Here is a 17,022-nt window from a genome sequence, read left to right on the forward strand (position 1 = left end):
CGGCCAACGAAAAACCGGCTTAAATAGCGGGTTCCTCGAAAACCAATCCCTAGTACCACCGGCCATTGCCTTTTTCCGCGATGCTCGCCGCGGTCATAACTCAACAGTGAGAGCAACATGAAACGTACTTTCCAACCTTCCGTTACCCGTCGCAAGCGTACCCACGGTTTCCGCGTGCGCATGAAGACCGCTGGTGGCCGCAAAGTGATCAACGCACGCCGTGCGAAGGGTCGCAAGCGCCTCGCGGTCTAAGTCGGGCAGCATCGCTATCAGCGAAATCACGGGTAGCGGCCCGCTCGCGAGCACGGCGAACAGGACGAACCTGGTAACTGATCGGGGCGTCATGCCGTCGCGAACGCAAGCCGCTTTTCCGAAAGCCGCAAGGCTACTGAAAACGGATGAGTTCTCATCCGTTTTTCGTTTGCGCCCCTGGCGCCGCACCGAGCACTTCGTCGTGTACGGCCGGCCCACCGGCAACGAGGCGCGGCTCGGGCTCGTGATCGGCAAGAAGTACGCACCGCGCGCGGTCACGCGCAACCTGGTGCGCCGCATTGCCCGTGAAGCGTTCCGTGTGCGCCGGGCGCAGTTCGAAGGGTTCGACCTGCTGCTGCGCCTGCATACGAAGTTCGACCGCAAGGCGCTGCCGGGCGCGTCTTCGCCGGGGCTCAAAGCTTTGTGCCGCGGCGAGATCGAAACGCTGCTCGAAAAGGCCGCGCGCGAAGTCACGCGGCGTGGCGGCGCTGCGCCTGCGACATCTGCGCGCACCCCTTGCGCAACGCAGGCTGCGGCACCAAGTGGGCAGGCAGCCGGGGAACCGGCGCAGGCCCAGGCCGGTAAAGATTTGCCGCCGGACGAGAGCAAGACCCGCGCATCATGAGCGGGGCACGCGAGTCCGGCATATCCGACGTAGCCGCCGCGCAAGCGGCACGTGGTTCGTCATCGAACGCGGCGCAGCCAGGCCGCAACGCCATGCAAACGGTATTGATCGCACTGCTGCGTTTCTACAAGCTTGCCGTGAGTCCCCTCCTCGGCAGCCGGTGCCGTTTTTATCCTTCCTGTTCGGATTACGCACGCGAGGCAATCCAGTATCATGGCGCCGCGCGTGGGACTTACCTCGCCGCGCGGCGACTGTGCCGCTGCCATCCGTTTTCGGCGGGCGGCGTCGATCTCGTCCCGCCTGCATCTCCGAAAAAGCGCTGACGCGCCATTCCATCGACACTGAGACAACGCATGGATATCAAACGCACCGTCCTATGGGTCATCTTCTTCATGTCAGCTGTCATGCTGTACGACAACTGGCAGCGCGACCATGGACGCCAGTCGATGTTCTTCCCGAACGCGACGCAAACGCAGACGCAATCCGCCTCGAGCGGCCCTGCGCCGGCTAGCGCCGCCAACGGCGCGTCCGACCTGCCGACGGCCGCTGCCGCCGCGGGCCAGGCGCCGACGAACACCGCCCAGCCGGCTGCAGCCGCAGCACAGCTCGTTCACTTTCGCACCGACGTCTACGACGGCGTGATCGACACGCGCGGCGGCACGCTCGTGAAGCTTTCGCTCGTGAAGGAAAGCGCCGACGGCAAGGGTCCCGACCAGTACATCACGTTGTTCGACCACACGAACGACCACACGTACCTCGCGCGCACCGGCCTGCTCGGCGGCGACTTCCCGAACCACAACGACGTGTTCACGGCAGTCGAAGGCCCGCGCGAGCTGTCTGGCGACGCCAACTCTTTCCAGATCGCGCTGCAGTCGCCCGAGAAAGGCGGCGTGAAGGTCACCAAGACCTACACGTTCACGCGCGGCAGCTACGTGATCGGCGTGGACTGGAAGGTGCAGAACGTCAGCGGCGCGCCGGTTTCGCCCACGCTCTACATGGAAATCGTGCGTGACAGCCAGCCGGTCGAAACGCCGCGCTTCTCGCACACCTTCATCGGGCCGGCGGTGTACTCGAACGAGCATCACTTCCAGAAGATCACGTTCGGCGACATCGACAAGAACAAGGCCGACTTCGTGACCCAGGCCGATAACGGCTGGATCGCGATGGTGCAGCACTACTTCGCGACCGCGTGGATTCCGCAGCAAGGCGTCAAGCGCAGCATCTACGTCGAGAAGTTCGACAACGCGCTCTATCGCGTGGGCATGAAGCAGCCGCTCGGCACGATCGCACCGGGTGCGACGAATACCGTGCAGGCACGCCTCTTCGCAGGTCCCCAGGAAGAGCGCATGCTCGAAGGCGTCGCGCCGGGCCTGGAACTCGTGAAAGACTACGGCTGGGTGACGATCATCGCCAAGCCGCTCTTCTGGCTGCTCGAGAAGATCCACGGTTACGTGGGCAACTGGGGCTGGTCGATCGTGCTGCTCACGCTGCTTATCAAGGCCGTGTTCTTCCCGCTCTCCGCCGCCAGCTACAAGTCGATGGCGCGCATGAAGGAAATCACGCCGCGCATGCAGGCGCTGCGCGAGCGCTTCAAGAGCGACCCGCAGAAGATGAACGCGGCGCTCATGGAGCTCTACAAGACGGAGAAGGTGAATCCGTTCGGCGGCTGCCTGCCGGTGGTGATCCAGATCCCTGTGTTCATTTCGCTGTACTGGGTGCTGCTCTCGTCGGTGGAAATGCGTGGTGCGCCGTGGATTCTCTGGATTCACGACCTCTCGCAGCAGGACCCGTTCTTCATCCTGCCGGTGCTGATGGCTGTTTCGATGTTCGTGCAGACCAAGCTCAACCCGACGCCGCCGGACCCCGTCCAGGCGAAGATGATGATGTTCATGCCGATCGCGTTCTCGGTCATGTTCTTCTTCTTCCCGGCCGGCCTCGTGCTGTACTACGTCGTGAACAACGTGCTGTCGATCGCGCAGCAGTACTACATCACGCGCATGATGGGTAAGGGCAAGAAGAAGCCCGCCTGAGTGCCGGGGCGGCAGTGATGCCGCCGCCTGAATCCAGGCTCGAAAAAAAGCCGTCCGGTGCGAACCGGACGGCTTTTTGCTTTATCGGACCGCCATTTCCTTGACGGCGCGGAGCGCAGCGTTCGTGTGTGCGCGTTAGTTCTTCTCGGCGTCGCCGTAGAATTGGGCGACCAGTTCCTGCACGAGATAGCGGTGATGGGCGCTGAGCGATTCGATCTTCGAGGCCAGTTCGAGCGTTTCCTCGGAAACCGGATATTTGCCGTCAGGCTTGCGCGGCCGCGGCACGCCAGAGCCGGCATTGCCCGGAGGCCCGTAGTGCAGCCAGTGGATGTCCACGTCGAACCATTTCGCCAGCGTCTCCAGCTTGTCCTGCGTGGGAATGGTGCGACCGCTCAGCCACTTGTGAGCGGTTTGCGGCGAAACCGGATGCTCGCCGTGATGGCGCAGATTGAACCGGTTCGCCAGGTCGGTGCTGCCGCGTAGCTTTTCGGGCGCGCGCTTCATGGCGAATCTGAGACGTTCGGCAAAAGCGGCTTTTTCGTTGGTGGTCGGCATGGGCCAGATTGTGCAACCCGAAATTGCCGAAGATGACAACCAGTTAGGCTACATTTAACGTATAAAAGCAATAATTCACCTGCTTCTGGTTGCCGTATGACTTCGGTCGAGATCTCCCATGAATTCCCGTGTGGCACGATGTTGGCGAGATCCAGCGCCTGAATTATCTGAAATCCGACAGAATTCCTTAAGACTAATCTTAGCTAAATTAAGATAAAACGAGACGGCTCTTAGCTGGGTTTCCAGTCGAAAACGCTCTGTCCGGCGCGTTACAATGCCTCGCGTTTTGCGAGTGCTTGCAAGACCGCAGTGAGTCCCCGCACTCCATCCCGATTCCAGTCCTGCCCTACGGTCCACGCCCATCATGCTCGCCACCGATTCCGATCCCATAGTCGCCATTGCTACCGCGCCCGGACGCGGCGGGATTGGTGTCGTGCGCGTGTCGGCCGGCCGCGCCGGCGCGGGGGCGACCGCTGCGTTGATGCAGGCCCTCACGGGCCAGGACCTGGTTGCGCGCCACGCGAGCTATGTGCCGTTCCTCGACGGCGCCGGCACGGTGCTCGATCGCGGTATCGCGCTGTCGTTCCCCGCGCCGCATTCGTACACCGGCGAGCACGTGCTCGAACTGCAGGGCCACGGCGGCCCGATCGTGCTGCAACTCGTTTTGCAGCGCTGCATCGAGGCCGGCCGCGAGTTCGGGCTACGCCTCGCGGAACCTGGCGAATTTACGCGACGCGCGTTCCTCAACGACAAACTCGATCTGGCCCAGGCGGAAGCCGTGGCCGACCTGATCGAGGCGAGCACCGAAGCGGCGGCGCGTTCGGCGGGCCGCTCGCTCGACGGCGCGTTCTCGCGCGACATCCACGCGCTCGTGGACGACGTCGTGACGCTGCGCATGCTCGTGGAGGCGACGCTCGATTTCCCCGAGGAAGAGATCGACTTCCTCGAGGCCGCGGACGCCCGCGGCAAGCTCGCACGCATTCGCGCGCAACTCGACCACGTGCTCTCCGAAGCGCGCCAGGGCGCGCTGCTGCGCGAGGGCCTTTCGGTCGTGCTCGCGGGACAACCCAACGTGGGCAAGTCGTCGCTGCTGAACGCGCTGGCAGGCGCGGAGCTCGCGATCGTGACACCCGTTGCCGGCACGACGCGCGACAAGATTTCCCAAACCATTCAAGTCGAAGGCATTCCACTGCATGTGATCGACACGGCAGGTTTGCGCGACACCGAGGACGAGGTCGAAAAGATCGGCATCGAGCGCACGTGGAGCGAGATCGGCCGCGCAGACGTGGTGCTGCATCTGCTCGATGCGCGCACGGGCATGAACGCCGAAGACGAGGTGATCGCCGCGCGCTTTCCCGCCGGTGTGCCGGTCGTGCGCGTGCTCAACAAGACCGACCTGACCGGCGTGCCGCCCGAAGTGGCGCAGCGTCGTGCCGGCAACGGCAACGAAGTGTGCGAGTTGCGTCTTTCGGCGAAACAGGGCGACGGTGTTGGGCTGCTGCGCGCCGAGTTGCTGCGCATTGCGGGCTGGCAGGCGGATGCGCAGAGCGTCTATCTCGCGCGCGAGCGGCATCTCATCGCGCTGCGCGCGGCGCGCGAGCATCTCGCGCACGCGGCGGCGCACGCCGACCAGAATTCGCAATTGCTCGATCTGTTCGCCGAAGAGCTGCGGCTCGCGCAGGAATCGCTGAATTCGATCACCGGCGAATTCACGTCCGATGACCTGCTGGGCGTGATTTTCAGCCGGTTTTGTATCGGGAAGTAACCCGCAAGCGCGCCCCGCCCCGCCCCATTCTTCTCCAGCCTGGAACAATCCCTTCGAAGGCCGAGGGTTAACCCTCGGCGGCAATCCTCCTAGACTTTCGCTCATCGGATGCAGACACGTTGTCGCACCGAATCAAAAGCCAAAGGAGGTAGTCAGCATGAAGTCCCTGATCCAGACCGTAGCCGTTGCCGTTGCACTCGTAGTGCCGATGGCATCGTTCGCGCAATCGAATGCGCCCGTCACGCGCGCCCAGGTGCGCGCCGAGCTCGAACAGCTCGCGAAGGCGGGCTGGCATCCTGGCGCAGGGGCGGACCCGCACTACCCCGACGATCTTCTCGCAGCCGAAGCCAAGGTAGCCGCCGCGAACGGCGCAACGAGCGGCTATGGCGGCGTGGCAGCCGGCAACTCGGATGCAGGCCGCCCGGCGGTGCCGAAGGCCGACTGGAACGCGATGTATAACCATCCGTAACAAGGCAATACTGCTGAAACGCCTGCGATGATCCCGCGCAGGCGTTTCGCATAGCTAAACGAATACCTCCGCCGTCGTTGACGCGACGGCTTCGCTCGGGCCTTCGGGCCTGGGCGCTTTTTCCAGCGATCGTCGAACAAACTGGCGCCGCTGCTCAAAAGCGAAGCTTGTTCAGCCTCATCTCTGCGCACTACGAGTTAACTGCCAGGTCATTTAATTCGTAGTGCGATCAATCGAAAATTCCACAAGCGGGCGATTGTTTTGCGCTGGCTTCAACGCTTGTGCTCGCTAACGCGCCCTTCTCTGCCTCCACGAACGCCCAGCGCCCGCTGCGTGCGGCTGTAATTTGTGGACACACATCGTTGCTTTTCCAAACCCTTGCCGCATCGTGGCTCGTCGACAATCAGTGGCATAGGAGAACGACGATGAAAACACTCTTCTGCGTTATTGCTCTGGCTGGCTTGTCGGCCGGCCTCACGGGTTGTGTGGTGGCGCCGCCTTACGCGTACGCGCCTGCGCCGGCCTACGGCTACGCGCCGGGCTACTATGCGGCGCCTTCGGTGGATATCGGGGTTGGCGTGGGCGGCTATTACGGCCACGGCTGGCGACGTTAAGGGGACCGTAACAAGCCGTCTGAAAGGTTGACGTCCGACCTTTGAGCTTGACCTATCCGATGTGATAGCTGGACACGCGCCGCCGCCGAACTAAAGTGGCGAGACACGTCTTCACAAGACAACGAGGCGTTGGACCAGCGCACGGGGGCACTCATGAGATTCATCGACGAAGAGATCGCGCATATCATGCGCGCGACGGCTCCCTCGTTATCCGCCGGCACGACGCCGGCCGTCTTTTCATTCGATTACTGGTACAAGCGCCTTGGCACGCTGCTCGACCTCGCCCAGATTACGCCGTCCCAGTTCCGCACGGTCGACGCGCTCATGGTCGAGCTCGAAGCGCGTCGGGCCGCGACCGGCGCGGCGGTGCGCGAGGCGCTGGCCGCCTGACTCCCGAGTTTGCTTCGCGAGCGCCCGGCGCCGCGAATTCCCGCTTAACCTCGCCATGTCACCCGAGCATGGATTAGCCCGCGCGAGCGGGCTTTTTTCTTTTGCGAAGCGCTCGCCAGCGGGCTGGCAGCCGCAGTCAAGAGCTTGACGATTCGGCCGGCCCGGCGCCCGCTCTTGAAAACGTCGCGCGCCCCCTGCATGTAGAGCCCACTTTTTCGGAGATTCAGATCGTGGGCAGACGACCTTCCTTCATTGACGATCTGGCTCGCGGCGTCCCTTCCGACGGCGCGGGCCAGCGCCCGGGCTTCGATGACGACGTGCTCCTCGACGCCTATTCGCGGACCGTAATCGGCGCGCTGGAGCGCGTGCAGCCCGCCGTCGCGCATATTGCCGTCGAGCGCCGCGCATCGGGCCAGGCGCCTGCGCGCGGCGGTAGCGGCTCGGGCTTCCTGTTCACGCCGGACGGCTATTTGCTGACGAACAGCCACGTCGTGCATGGCGCAAGCAAGCTGAGCGTGACGCTTGCGGACGGCACGACACAAAGCGCCGACCTTGTCGGCGACGACCCGAGCACGGATCTCGCCGTGCTGCGTATCGGCGCGGCAGAGGCGCTGCCGCACGCGCAGCTCGGCGACTCGGCGGGCCTGCGCGTCGGGCAGATCGCGATCGCCGTAGGCAGCCCGCTCGGCCTCGCGCAAACGGTGACGACGGGCGTGGTGTCGGCGCTCGGGCGCTCGCTGCGTTCGGAATCCGGCCGCATGATCTACGACGTGATCCAGACCGACGCCGCGCTCAATCCGGGCAACTCGGGCGGTCCGCTCATCAATTCGGCGGGTCAGGTGATCGGCGTGAATACCGCAATCATTCCGGGCGCGCAGGCCATCTGCTTCGCCACGGCCATCGACACGGCAAAGTGGGTCATCACGCAACTCTTCGCACACGGCCGGGTGCGGCGCGCCTATATCGGCATTGCCGGCACCACGGTGCCGATCGCACGCAAGGTGCAGCGCTACTTCAGCCTGAGCGCGACGACCGGCGTGCGGGTGATGGAGATCGTCAAGGGCAGTCCTGCTGCGCTCGGCGGCCTGCGCGTGGACGACACGATCGTAACGATCGACGGCGTGCCGGTCGACGGTATCGACACGCTGCAGCGTCTCTTCGACGTTTCGCGCATTGATCGCACAGTGGAAATCGGTGTGATCCGCTTGACGCAGCGGCTCAACCTGAGCGTGACGCCCGTCGAGCAGACGAGCTAGACGCGGGGAACCACCGAAGTGATGGGCGGCGCGCCGTGGCGTGCGCCGCTTGAAGCATTACCAGCCGCTGCCAGGCTGAGCATAAACCGGCTGTTGTCCGTAGCCGGGTTGCGCGTAGCCGTCGTCATATTGCGGCGGAGGCGGCGCGGGCTGGGCTGGCGCGCAGGGCACGTAGCGGCCCGAATACTGGTCGTAACACGCCGCGCCGGCCGGGGAGGCGGCATAGACCGGCGCCGGCTCGGCATACACGGGCGCAGGCTGCACATAGGCCGGCTGAGCCGGGTAGGCCACCGCCGGGCCGCTGTTGAGCACGGCGCCCACTGCGGCGCCAATCAACGCGCCGCCAACCAGCGCACCCACGACGTCACCGCCATGATCGTGCGCGCTCGCGGGGCCAGCCGCCACCGCACACCCCGCCAGCACCAAAACGGCTGCCATCTTTCGCATGTCGTTCTCCCTGAGAACCTTTGAAAACATGCGAGCGATTGTCAGCCTGATTGCTGGATACAGGTGCTGCAAGTGGTAACGCTGAATTACGGAGGTGTGGCTTGCCAGCGCGCGCTGGCCGGGAGTGATTCCCGTCAGCGTGCGTGCTCGCCGTGCGCCTCTGCCTCGTGCGTGCGCGGCGTGCTACCGCGCTGCCCGGCAGACGGACAGAGAAGGGTGAGCGCGACGGACAGCACCATCGGCACGAACAAGGCGACGAAGTACGATCCAGGAGAACTCGAAATCCACGAGTGCCACCCATGTGTGCTTCGGCGTGTTCATCCGCGCGATGCGTGCTCCCGCTCAGTGATGCAGAAGGCTGCGTAGCGGATGACGCCAGTCCATATGATGTCCGTCTCCCGCTTCTACGCGCTGTCGATGCTCCTCGAGGATTTCGTCGGAAAACAGGAAGACGACAATGACAAGGGGAATCACCAGAAACGCGCCCAGTATTACGTGCTCGATCACGATTACCTCCTGGTTGTCAAGCGGTTTGCAATTGCATTGTAGCCAAGACGCGACAGTTTGCACATTGGGCGCGCACCGAAGCTTGAAAACAATGTTCGCCAACCATCACAACCCGCGCTGAGCAGCCTGCGTGCCCGGATCACAGCCCGCTTCGCGGGGCTCGGGGTGGGCCCCGCATCCCGGTCGCCGTCGATCCGGATGCGCCGCTTATGCCGCCGCCTTTTTCCACGCGGCGGCAAAGAGCCCGGCGCCGATGAGCAGCGTGCCGCCGGTACGATTGACGACGCGCTGCACGCGCGGGCTGCGCACGACCTTGCGCGCGGCCGCTGCGAGCAGCGCATAGACGAGCGCGTTGAGCGTCGCGAGCACGAGGAAGGTGGCTTCGAACACGACGATCTGCGATGTCATGGCCGCATGCGGATCGATGAACTGCGGCACGAAGGCGACGAAGAAAATGATGCTCTTCGGGTTGAGCGCGGTAACCGCGTAGGCATGCGCGAAGATGCGGCCGGTGCGCGTCTCGGAGGTGTCCGGTGCGTCGCCAACGCCGACGGGCGCGCGCCAGAGCTTCACGCCCAGATAGATCAGATAGGCTGCGCCAATCCATTTGAGCACCGAGAACAGCGTGGCGGACGCCGCGAGGATCACGCCGAGTCCGAGCATGGAAGCGGTCATCGCCGTGAAGTCGCCGAGCGCGACGCCGGCCGTGGTTGCGAGCGCGTAACGGCGGCCGTGGCCAAGCGCGTAGGAAACGACCAGCAGCACGGTGGGGCCGGGAATCGCAACGAGAATGGCCGACGCGATCGCGAACGGTAGCCAGTGAGCGAAAGTCATGGGGTTCCTCCATTGGGAAGCCCGATTTATCCACGAACTTTTGCCCTATGCAAGCGCGGCGCGCGGCTTCGTTTCGAGAGCCTCATGGAGCGCCTGGCATCCTTTTTATTCTGTCGCCAATCCATTAATGAGCGCGCGCCCGATGGGCGCTCGCGCGACTTTAGGTGCAATGCGTCATGGGCGCGCGGCGATCTATTAAATCGTTTAAATCAAAAGCGGATTCGATTTTCGTATCCTGGCTATAACCGCCCGCGCCTTGTTGGATAAGGCGCAGGACGATGTAATCGATGCTTCGGAGTGCTGCTGGACGCCCCTAGGCGCCAGGCTCGATGGGATAGCGGTGCTCGACGTCATGCTGCAAGCCTCCACGGCTGTTGCGAGCGCACACAAGTCGGGCTTGCAGTCTTTCGGCAGTTTTCTATTTTTAAAGACGCGGGTGAGGCATGAGAGTTAAATACATAGCTAACCTGAGTAGAGACCCGCAGGAGGCAATCATGAAAAGGCTATCCGGTATCGTCGTCGCGGCTGCCAGCCTGGCTTGCGTCGTCGCGGTTCAGGCTCAGGATGTGAGCGTCAAGCCGCAGCAAACGGTGCAACTCAAGCCGGGCTCCTATGGGTGCCTCACGAAAGACAAGCTCGACGCCGTCGCGCTTCACGAGCAGGCCGGCGAGCATCAGCAGATGCAGGAATACTTCACGGGATTCCAGTGTCTGTCCACACCCGACAACCAGTCGTTCCGCGTCGTACAGGTGGTGGGCCACGACGTCGAATTCGTCAACGCGGCGAATGGCGACCAGCAAGGCCTCTGGACCACGGACCGCTTCATCAAGCAGTAAGGCCGTCTCTCCCAACGCGCCGCTCGACATGGCCCGACGCACGCGCGTCGCGCGCCGCTGTCAAATCCCCGTCACTTTCTCGTCAGACCATCCGCATTGCGTCGCGCGCCGTATCGACGCGCGCTGCGCGTCCACTCGACCGGCACATGGCTTGCTAGAAACTTCGCTATCATGTGCGGCTTTCGCGCGACCGGAATTCGGTATGGCACTCAAATCGACCATTTACAAGGCAGAACTGCAGATCGCGGACATGGACCGGCACTATTACGCCGACCATGCGCTCACGATCGCGCGCCATCCGTCCGAAACCGATGACCGCATGATGGTCCGCATCGCGGCGTTCGCGCTGTTTGCGGGCGAGCGGCTCGAATTCTGCAAGGGCCTGTCCGACACGGACGAGCCCGATCTCTGGCGCAAGGACTATACGGGCGCGATCGAAACGTGGATCGAGGTCGGGCAGCCCGACGAGCGCCGCATTGCCAAGGCGAGCGGGCGTGCAGGCGAGGTCATCGTGATCGCCTACGGCGGGCGCACCTCCGACATCTGGTGGCAAGGCGTGCGCAACAAGGTCGAACGCCTGCGCAACGTGACGGTCTGGTCGCTGGGCGAGGGCGTTGCCGCGTCGCTCGGCGCGCTGGCCGAGCGCACCATGCGCCTGCAATGCACGGTGCAGGACGGCGCGGCGTGGATCGGCAATTCGAGTGCTGAGCCAGTGGCTGTCGAATGGAGCGTGTTCAAGGCGCCCGAGAACGTCTGAAAGCAGGCTGCGCGCCCTCAAGCGTGCGGCGGCCCCTTGAGTTCCACCATGTTGCCTTCCGGGTCGAACAGATACAGCGACGGCCCCAAACCCTCCGCCCCATAGCGCTCGACGGCATGGCCGGGACGCGCGCCATGCTGCGTCAGATGCGACGTGAGCGCCTCGGCGTCGAACGGCTCCACGCGCAGACAAAGATGATCCATGTTGCCGCTCGCGCCGGCAGGCGCTGCGCCGGAACCCCGGTCGAGCGGGCCGCCGATCGTCACGAGATCGATCAGCGAGCGTCCCGCGCGCAACTGCACGAGGCCGAGATCGCGCTGTTCACGCTCCGGCTCGCAACCGAGTACTTCGCAATAGAAACGCGTCATCGCGGCCATGTCGGCGGCCCGGATAACGACGTGATCGATCTCGCGAATCTGGATCCGCATGGCGTCCTCGAGGTGGTGCTGGGATTCTCATGATGAACCTGTGGACGCGGGGCCGCGCAGAAGGCGCGCATTTCACCGAGCCGCGCCAACCGGAATCGGCCGCAGCAGGGCGGCAGCAGAACAGTGGGAACCGGCGGAAAATAGTTTTGGGCGCTGCGGCCGGGGAAACGGGGGACGAAAAAAAGCCCGCTGCAGTGAGCGGGCTTAATCCATATCAGGAGGAGACATGGAGGAGACAGGAACGACTATACCGAGTCGGCTGTCGCGACGCAACAACTTTTTAAGGGAAAACCCGCAAAGTTGTCATTTTGTCGCACGGGAATCGGCAAGACGCCACCAGGGATTCACCGAAGGCCATAAAAGTACGCGATCAGGCGCGCCTTCACGGCCCATGTCGACCGCAATGACAGCGCAAGATCCGGCGCGCCTTCGTCCGTACGCGAAGTTAGAGTAAGGGCATACAGACAGGCACTTCGAGGAGCCTCAAATGAGCGCCGTCCCTGCAATGAAACCAGCGATGAAACCCGCCAAACCGAGCCAGACGCCAGACAGCGAGTGGACGAACGACGCCGACCGCTGGCAAGCCGTCACGTCGCGCGACGCCCGCGCCGACGGCGCGTTCTTCTACGCCGTGCGCACCACCGGCGTGTTCTGCCGCCCGTCGTGCGCGTCGCGGCTGCCTCGGCACGAGAACATCGAATTCTTCGCCGAGGCCGACGACGCGCGCGCCGCCGGCTATCGCGAATGCAAGCGCTGCCGCCCGGGCGGCCTGCCGCGCGAGCTGGAAATCGTGCGGCGCGCCTGTGCGGCGCTGGACGCCGACCCGCAAGAGCGGCTCACGCTCGCGCAGCTCGGCGAAGCCGTGCACCTGAGCCCGTTTCACCTGCAACGGCTCTTCAAGCGCGTACTGGGCGTCTCGCCACGCCAATACCAGGCGGCGCGGCGCGGGGCCGTGCTGCGCGACGCGCTCGGCGAGGGCGCCGACGTCACGCGCGCAAGCGCCGACGCCGGTTTCGGTTCGTCGTCGCGGCTCTATCACAGCGTGCCGGGCGAGCTCGGCATGGCGCCTTCCGCCTATCGCCGCAAGGGCGCGGGGCTGACGATCCACTACGCCGCCACGCCCACGCCGATCGGCTTCGTGCTCATCGCGGCAACGGAAAAGGGCATTTGCCGGATCGCGTTCGGCGACGATGCCGCGACACTCACCGCCGCACTCACGGCCGATTTCGCGAACGCGCAGTGCATCGAGGACAAGGCCGCGATCGCGCCGTTTGCCGCGCAGATCGACGCGTATCTGCACGGCCGGCGCGAGCGTTTCGATCTGCCGCTCGACATTGCCGCGACGGCGTTCCAGCAGCGCGTCTGGGACGCACTCCAGCGCATTCCCTACGGCGAGACGCGCAGCTACTCGCAGATCGCCGAAACGCTCGGCGCGCCGCGCGCGGTGCGGGCCGTGGCAAGTGCGTGCGCGTCGAATCCGGTGGCGCTGGCGATTCCGTGCCATCGCGTCGTGCAGAAGGGCGGCTCGCTCGCCGGTTATCGCTGGGGGCTCCAGCGCAAGGCGGCGCTGCTCGACAGCGAAGCACGCGCATCGCAAGGTGCGCAAAACGGTGCGAAAAACCCGAAAAGCAGCCGTTCGGCCCCGGACCGCGCCGACACGCCGGAGACCGCCACTTGAGCGCCATCGCCTCGCAAACCGAAGCACAAACCAGCGCGCCGACGCACAGCGCCACACTCGAGCTGCCGTTTCGCGCGCCCTACGACTGGCCCCGCGTGCTGCGCTTCTTCAGCGGGCGCGCCACACCGGGCGTCGAAGCGGTGGAGGACGGCGCGTGGCTGCGCGCGATCGATTTCAATGGCGCGAGCGGCACGCTCGCCGTGCGCCGTCACGCGCGCAAGCATTGCCTCGTCGTGCAGATCGACGGACCCGTGAGCGCGCATGCGGCGGCGCTCGCCGCGCCGCTGTCGCGCATGTTCGACCTGCAGGCCGATCCCGCCGCCGTCGCCGCGCATCTGCGCAGCGACCCGTGGCTCGCGCCGCTCGTCGCAGCCGTGCCGGGGCTGCGCGTACCGGGCGCGTGGTCTGGCTTCGAGCTCGTGGTGCGCGCGATCGTCGGTCAGCAGGTCAGCGTGAAAGCGGCGACGACGATCATCGGGCGCCTCGTCGAACGCGTGGGCAAGCGCATCGACGACCATGCGCACGCGCGCACTGCGTGGCGCTTTCCCACGCCCGCCGCGCTCGCCGCCGCCGATCTCGCGGGCATCGGCATGCCGGGCAAGCGCGTCGCCGCGCTGCAGGGCTTCGCGCAGGCCGTGGCGAGCGGCGCGGTGATCATCGAACGCGACTACGCGCAGAACGATCAGGAGAAGCCGCGCGGCACGCGTCAAAACAGACAAATCGACGCGATCGCACCGGAACCCGCCGATCTCGACACCATGCGCGCGGGACTGCTCGCGTTGCCCGGCATCGGACCGTGGACCGTGGAATACGTCGCGATGCGCGCGTGGCGCGATGCGAACGCGTGGCCCGCGACCGATCTCGTGCTGATGCAGGCCATCGCGGCGCGTGACCCGGCGCTCGTGCGCGCGACCCAACAGCGCGCCCGCACTGACACATGGAGCCCCTGGCGCGCCTACGCGGCCATGCATTTGTGGAACGAAATCGCCGATCGCGCGGGCGCGGCGCGCGGCGGCTAGGGCAGCGCCGGAAAGGCGCGCCATCACCGCGAGAAGCGCGCGCCGACGGGCCAAAACCCCGCCCGAGGCAGGCCCAAGCAGGTCTTTCGGCGAGATGTTAAAGTGCCCGCTACCGAAAAGAATCCCGGCCGGCGAGCGCGCGCCGCACAGCACTGCGCCGCCGGCCCGAGCCCGACTTGCCTCAATGTCAGACACGACCTCTACACGCACGAACGACGTTCTCGCACAGCGCCTTTCCGTGCTGGGCGACGGGCCACATCGCGGCGCGCTCACGCGCGGCCTGCGCGGCATCGAGAAGGAGAGCCTGCGCGTGACGCGCGACGGCCGTCTCGCCATGACGCCGCACGCGGCAGCGCTCGGTTCGGCGCTCACGCATCCGTCGCTGACCACCGACTATTCGGAAGCGCTGATCGAGATCATCACGCCTGCCGAGCCCGATGCCTCGATCACGCTCGCGCAACTCGACGAGCTGCACCGCTACGTCTATGCGGTACTCGCGCGTGACGGCGAGATGCTCTGGAACGAATCGATGCCGGGCCTCCTGCCCGACACCGACGACGGCATCCCCATCGCGCGCTATGGCAACTCGAATATCGGCCGCCTCAAGTACGTGTACCGCATGGGCCTCGCGCTGCGCTACGGCCGCACGATGCAGTGCATTGCCGGCATCCACTACAACTACTCGCTGAGCGAAGAGGTGTGGCGCGTGCTGCATGCGCATCATCAGTCCACGGCCTCGCTCACCGACTATCAATCGGAGCGCTACCTCGCGCTGATCCGCAATTTCCGCCGCACGAACTGGCTGCTCATGTACCTGTTCGGCGCCTCGCCCGCGCTCGACGCGCGCTTCCTGCGCGGCCGCGAGCACAAGCTCGAAACGTTCGACGCCGACACGCTCTATCTACCGTATGCGACGAGCCTGCGCATGAGCGATCTCGGCTACTCGAACACGACGGGCCAGTCCGCCTTGCGCGCCGACTACGACACGCTGGCAGGCTATCTCGAGGCGCTCGCGCAGGCCGTGAGCCAGCCGTATCCGCCCTACGAGGCGATCGGCACGCATCGCGACGGCGAGTGGGTGCAGATCAACACGAACGTGCTGCAGATCGAGAACGAGTTCTACTCAACGATCCGCCCCAAGCGCGTGACGCATCCGGGCGAGCGGCCTCTGCATGCCCTTGCCGCGCGCGGCGTGCAGTACGTCGAGGTGCGCTGCATGGATATCGACCCGTTCGAGCCAACCGGCATCTCGCTCGAGACCGCACGGTTTCTCGACGCCTACCTGCTCGCCTGCGCGCTCGATGAAAGCCCTTTCCTGCCTGCCGACGCCTATGCCGAATCGAATGAAAACTTTGGCCTGGTGACGAAGGAAGGGCGCCGCCCGGGTCTCGCGCTCAAGCGCGACGGCAAGGACGTGCCGATGCACGAGTGGGCCGAAGCGCTGTTCGAGAAGATCGGCCACGCAGCCGCCGTACTCGACGCGGCGCACGGCAGCGACGAACACACGCGATCGCTCGCGACACAGCGCGCGAAGCTGGCCGACCCGTCGCTCACGCCATCGGCGCGCGTGCTGCAAACCATGCGCGATAACAAGCAGTCCTTCCTGCAATTTGCACGCGCACAAAGCGAGCACCACGCAGCGCAATTCCTCGCGCGTCCGCTCGACGCCGAGGCCACGGCGGAGTTCGAAACGCTCGCGCGCGAGTCACTCGCGGAGCAGGCGCAACTCGAGCGCGACGAAGTCGGCTCGTTCGACGCGTTCGTCGCCGCCTATCGCGCGTATACGCTCAATCGCTTCAGCGTCTGAGCCGCCGCCGGTGCGCCGCTGCGGCGCGCACCCATTCCATCGATGTTTGTCCCGGGCACCGCATTTGCTCGCAACACCAGCGTGCAGATGCGGTCCAACCAGGGTAGGCGCCGCGTTACCGAAGCGCGCGGATGACGGGCGCGCCGGACGAACGAAGCTGAAAACACCAAAAATGCACGGGCCGCGCGCAATGCGGCTCACTCTGGGAGGAATCCACGCGATGAAACGAATTCTTGCGATCCTGCTGTGCGCGACGACTGCGGCCTGCGCGTCGCGCGGGCAGGTCAATCCCGACGTCATGCAGATCGCGACCGCACCGCTCACCTGTTCGGACAAGACGGAATGCGATCTCTGGTGGCAACGCGCCCAGGACTGGGTGCGCAGTCATTCGAAGTACGAAGTGCAGACCGTGACCGACACGCTGATCCAGACGTCGGGCCCGGGCGGCGGCCGGCGTCTGCTCGCCTATGAAATCACGAAGCAGGCCAACGCCGACGGCACGGCCACGATCGGCTTCGCCGCGCATTGCGACAGTTCGCTCGGCTGCAAGCCCAACCCGTGGTCGGCAGGTGCGGCGTTCAAGCAGTACGTGCGAACCGGCGTCGATGCGCCGATTCCCGGCGATACGACCACAGGCGCAGGTGGCGACACCGCCGGCGTGAGCGGCGCAGCCGTGGCGGAGCCGGCTTCGAGCGCGCATTGATCGGCGCATGGCCGATTTGGGCATTGTCTGATTGAGGGAGGGGTTGAGGA

General features: G+C 65.1%; 19 protein-coding genes and 1 pseudogene. 15 read left to right on the forward strand and 5 right to left on the reverse strand.

The window, feature by feature from the left end; genetic code table 11:
• Nucleotides 1-117 precede the first annotated feature (117 nt).
• From rpmH to yidC, 4 genes and pseudogenes are all read left to right on the forward strand, one after another.
• Entirely contained in the window at nucleotides 118-252 is a 135-nt protein-coding gene (gene rpmH / locus AB3X98_RS26800) for a 50S ribosomal protein L34 (RefSeq protein WP_026120950.1), read from the forward strand.
• A gap of 91 nt (nucleotides 253-343) precedes the next feature.
• Nucleotides 344-766 (forward strand): annotated as a pseudogene (gene rnpA / locus AB3X98_RS26805) (ribonuclease P protein component); the annotation flags it as partial.
• Nucleotides 767-969: 203 nt separating this feature from the next.
• Entirely contained in the window at nucleotides 970-1,200 is a 231-nt protein-coding gene (yidD, locus tag AB3X98_RS26810; protein ID WP_028203242.1) for a membrane protein insertion efficiency factor YidD, read from the forward strand.
• A 30-nt stretch (nucleotides 1,201-1,230) separates the two neighbouring features.
• Nucleotides 1,231-2,907 carry a membrane protein insertase YidC gene (yidC, locus tag AB3X98_RS26815; protein ID WP_368603752.1) on the forward strand — a complete coding sequence of 559 codons (1,677 nt, stop codon included), beginning with the start codon at nucleotides 1,231-1,233 and terminating at the stop codon, nucleotides 2,905-2,907.
• A 135-nt stretch (nucleotides 2,908-3,042) separates the two neighbouring features.
• On the opposite strand, the gene AB3X98_RS26820 is transcribed toward yidC, so the two are convergent.
• Entirely contained in the window at nucleotides 3,043-3,462 is a 420-nt protein-coding gene (locus AB3X98_RS26820) for a helix-turn-helix transcriptional regulator (RefSeq protein WP_069264560.1), read from the reverse strand.
• 364 nt (nucleotides 3,463-3,826) lie between these two features.
• On the opposite strand from AB3X98_RS26820, the gene mnmE reads away from it, so the two are divergent.
• From mnmE to AB3X98_RS26845, 5 genes are all read left to right on the forward strand, one after another.
• Nucleotides 3,827-5,227, forward strand: a complete 1,401-nt coding sequence (gene mnmE / locus AB3X98_RS26825) for a tRNA uridine-5-carboxymethylaminomethyl(34) synthesis GTPase MnmE (protein ID WP_368603751.1) — start codon at nucleotides 3,827-3,829, stop codon at nucleotides 5,225-5,227.
• A gap of 157 nt (nucleotides 5,228-5,384) precedes the next feature.
• Complete coding sequence (locus tag AB3X98_RS26830) at nucleotides 5,385-5,696, forward strand: DUF4148 domain-containing protein (RefSeq protein ID WP_069264556.1); 312 nt, start codon at nucleotides 5,385-5,387, stop codon at nucleotides 5,694-5,696.
• Between the two features lie 425 nt (nucleotides 5,697-6,121).
• On the forward strand, nucleotides 6,122-6,310 hold the full coding sequence (locus AB3X98_RS26835; protein WP_254319355.1) for a hypothetical protein: 189 nt from the start codon (nucleotides 6,122-6,124) through the stop codon (nucleotides 6,308-6,310).
• 153 nt (nucleotides 6,311-6,463) lie between these two features.
• Complete coding sequence (locus AB3X98_RS26840; protein WP_342949141.1) at nucleotides 6,464-6,700, forward strand: hypothetical protein; 237 nt, start codon at nucleotides 6,464-6,466, stop codon at nucleotides 6,698-6,700.
• Nucleotides 6,701-6,951: 251 nt separating this feature from the next.
• Complete coding sequence (locus AB3X98_RS26845) at nucleotides 6,952-7,956, forward strand: S1C family serine protease (protein WP_256094714.1); 1,005 nt, start codon at nucleotides 6,952-6,954, stop codon at nucleotides 7,954-7,956.
• Between the two features lie 57 nt (nucleotides 7,957-8,013).
• On the opposite strand, the gene AB3X98_RS26850 is transcribed toward AB3X98_RS26845, so the two are convergent.
• The 3 genes from AB3X98_RS26850 to AB3X98_RS26860 all read right to left on the reverse strand — a co-directional run bounded on the left by AB3X98_RS26850 (nucleotide 8,014) and on the right by AB3X98_RS26860 (nucleotide 9,744).
• Nucleotides 8,014-8,394: an ecotin precursor gene (locus tag AB3X98_RS26850; protein ID WP_256094704.1), complete on the reverse strand. Its 381-nt coding sequence runs from the start codon at nucleotides 8,392-8,394 to the stop codon at nucleotides 8,014-8,016.
• 351 nt (nucleotides 8,395-8,745) lie between these two features.
• A complete protein-coding gene (locus AB3X98_RS26855) occupies nucleotides 8,746-8,910 on the reverse strand; it encodes a hypothetical protein (RefSeq protein ID WP_176732878.1) in 165 nt (54 codons plus the stop codon).
• A gap of 207 nt (nucleotides 8,911-9,117) precedes the next feature.
• Entirely contained in the window at nucleotides 9,118-9,744 is a 627-nt protein-coding gene (locus tag AB3X98_RS26860) for a LysE family translocator (RefSeq protein ID WP_342949142.1), read from the reverse strand.
• A gap of 494 nt (nucleotides 9,745-10,238) precedes the next feature.
• Here AB3X98_RS26860 and sap1 point away from each other — a divergent pair, with 494 nt between their 5' ends.
• Together sap1 and AB3X98_RS26870 are read left to right on the forward strand one after the other, a co-directional pair.
• A complete protein-coding gene (sap1, locus tag AB3X98_RS26865) occupies nucleotides 10,239-10,580 on the forward strand; it encodes a surface attachment protein Sap1 (protein ID WP_368603750.1) in 342 nt (113 codons plus the stop codon).
• 202 nt (nucleotides 10,581-10,782) lie between these two features.
• Complete coding sequence (locus AB3X98_RS26870) at nucleotides 10,783-11,337, forward strand: YaeQ family protein (protein WP_069264536.1); 555 nt, start codon at nucleotides 10,783-10,785, stop codon at nucleotides 11,335-11,337.
• A 17-nt stretch (nucleotides 11,338-11,354) separates the two neighbouring features.
• Here AB3X98_RS26870 and AB3X98_RS26875 read toward each other — a convergent pair whose 3' ends face one another.
• Entirely contained in the window at nucleotides 11,355-11,765 is a 411-nt protein-coding gene (locus AB3X98_RS26875; RefSeq protein WP_069264534.1) for a VOC family protein, read from the reverse strand.
• A 517-nt stretch (nucleotides 11,766-12,282) separates the two neighbouring features.
• Between AB3X98_RS26875 and ada the strand changes: the two genes are divergently transcribed.
• The 4 genes from ada to AB3X98_RS26895 all read left to right on the forward strand — a co-directional run bounded on the left by ada (nucleotide 12,283) and on the right by AB3X98_RS26895 (nucleotide 16,972).
• Nucleotides 12,283-13,443: a bifunctional DNA-binding transcriptional regulator/O6-methylguanine-DNA methyltransferase Ada gene (ada, locus tag AB3X98_RS26880; RefSeq protein WP_368603749.1), complete on the forward strand. Its 1,161-nt coding sequence runs from the start codon at nucleotides 12,283-12,285 to the stop codon at nucleotides 13,441-13,443.
• A gap of 5 nt (nucleotides 13,444-13,448) precedes the next feature.
• On the forward strand, nucleotides 13,449-14,462 hold the full coding sequence (locus AB3X98_RS26885; RefSeq protein ID WP_069264763.1) for a DNA-3-methyladenine glycosylase: 1,014 nt from the start codon (nucleotides 13,449-13,451) through the stop codon (nucleotides 14,460-14,462).
• A gap of 184 nt (nucleotides 14,463-14,646) precedes the next feature.
• Nucleotides 14,647-16,269 (forward strand): glutamate--cysteine ligase, encoded by a 1,623-nt coding sequence (gshA, locus tag AB3X98_RS26890; protein WP_368603748.1) that lies wholly within the window; start codon nucleotides 14,647-14,649, stop codon nucleotides 16,267-16,269.
• A gap of 220 nt (nucleotides 16,270-16,489) precedes the next feature.
• Complete coding sequence (locus AB3X98_RS26895) at nucleotides 16,490-16,972, forward strand: hypothetical protein (protein ID WP_368603747.1); 483 nt, start codon at nucleotides 16,490-16,492, stop codon at nucleotides 16,970-16,972.
• Nucleotides 16,973-17,022: the final 50 nt, after the last annotated feature.

The sequence above is a fragment of the Paraburkholderia sp. BR14312 genome (genome assembly GCF_040948675.1).
Lineage (GTDB): Bacteria > Pseudomonadota > Gammaproteobacteria > Burkholderiales > Burkholderiaceae > Paraburkholderia > Paraburkholderia nodosa_A.

Bases quoted from the DNA above. Each gene is read 5' to 3' on its own strand.
- rpmH (WP_026120950.1), top strand. From the start codon at position 118: ATGAAACGTACTTTCCAACCTTCCGTTACCCGTCGCAAGCGTACCCAC.
- yidD (WP_028203242.1), top strand. From the start codon at position 970: ATGCAAACGGTATTGATCGCACTGCTGCGTTTCTACAAGCTTGCCGTG.
- yidC (WP_368603752.1), top strand. From the start codon at position 1,231: ATGGATATCAAACGCACCGTCCTATGGGTCATCTTCTTCATGTCAGCT.
- AB3X98_RS26820 (WP_069264560.1), bottom strand. From the start codon at position 3,462: ATGCCGACCACCAACGAAAAAGCCGCTTTTGCCGAACGTCTCAGATTC.
- mnmE (WP_368603751.1), top strand. From the start codon at position 3,827: ATGCTCGCCACCGATTCCGATCCCATAGTCGCCATTGCTACCGCGCCC.
- AB3X98_RS26830 (WP_069264556.1), top strand. From the start codon at position 5,385: ATGAAGTCCCTGATCCAGACCGTAGCCGTTGCCGTTGCACTCGTAGTG.
- AB3X98_RS26835 (WP_254319355.1), top strand. From the start codon at position 6,122: ATGAAAACACTCTTCTGCGTTATTGCTCTGGCTGGCTTGTCGGCCGGC.
- AB3X98_RS26840 (WP_342949141.1), top strand. From the start codon at position 6,464: ATGAGATTCATCGACGAAGAGATCGCGCATATCATGCGCGCGACGGCT.
- AB3X98_RS26850 (WP_256094704.1), bottom strand. From the start codon at position 8,394: ATGGCAGCCGTTTTGGTGCTGGCGGGGTGTGCGGTGGCGGCTGGCCCC.
- AB3X98_RS26860 (WP_342949142.1), bottom strand. From the start codon at position 9,744: ATGACTTTCGCTCACTGGCTACCGTTCGCGATCGCGTCGGCCATTCTC.
- sap1 (WP_368603750.1), top strand. From the start codon at position 10,239: ATGAAAAGGCTATCCGGTATCGTCGTCGCGGCTGCCAGCCTGGCTTGC.
- AB3X98_RS26870 (WP_069264536.1), top strand. From the start codon at position 10,783: ATGGCACTCAAATCGACCATTTACAAGGCAGAACTGCAGATCGCGGAC.
- AB3X98_RS26875 (WP_069264534.1), bottom strand. From the start codon at position 11,765: ATGCGGATCCAGATTCGCGAGATCGATCACGTCGTTATCCGGGCCGCC.
- ada (WP_368603749.1), top strand. From the start codon at position 12,283: ATGAAACCCGCCAAACCGAGCCAGACGCCAGACAGCGAGTGGACGAAC.
- gshA (WP_368603748.1), top strand. From the start codon at position 14,647: ATGTCAGACACGACCTCTACACGCACGAACGACGTTCTCGCACAGCGC.
- AB3X98_RS26895 (WP_368603747.1), top strand. From the start codon at position 16,490: ATGAAACGAATTCTTGCGATCCTGCTGTGCGCGACGACTGCGGCCTGC.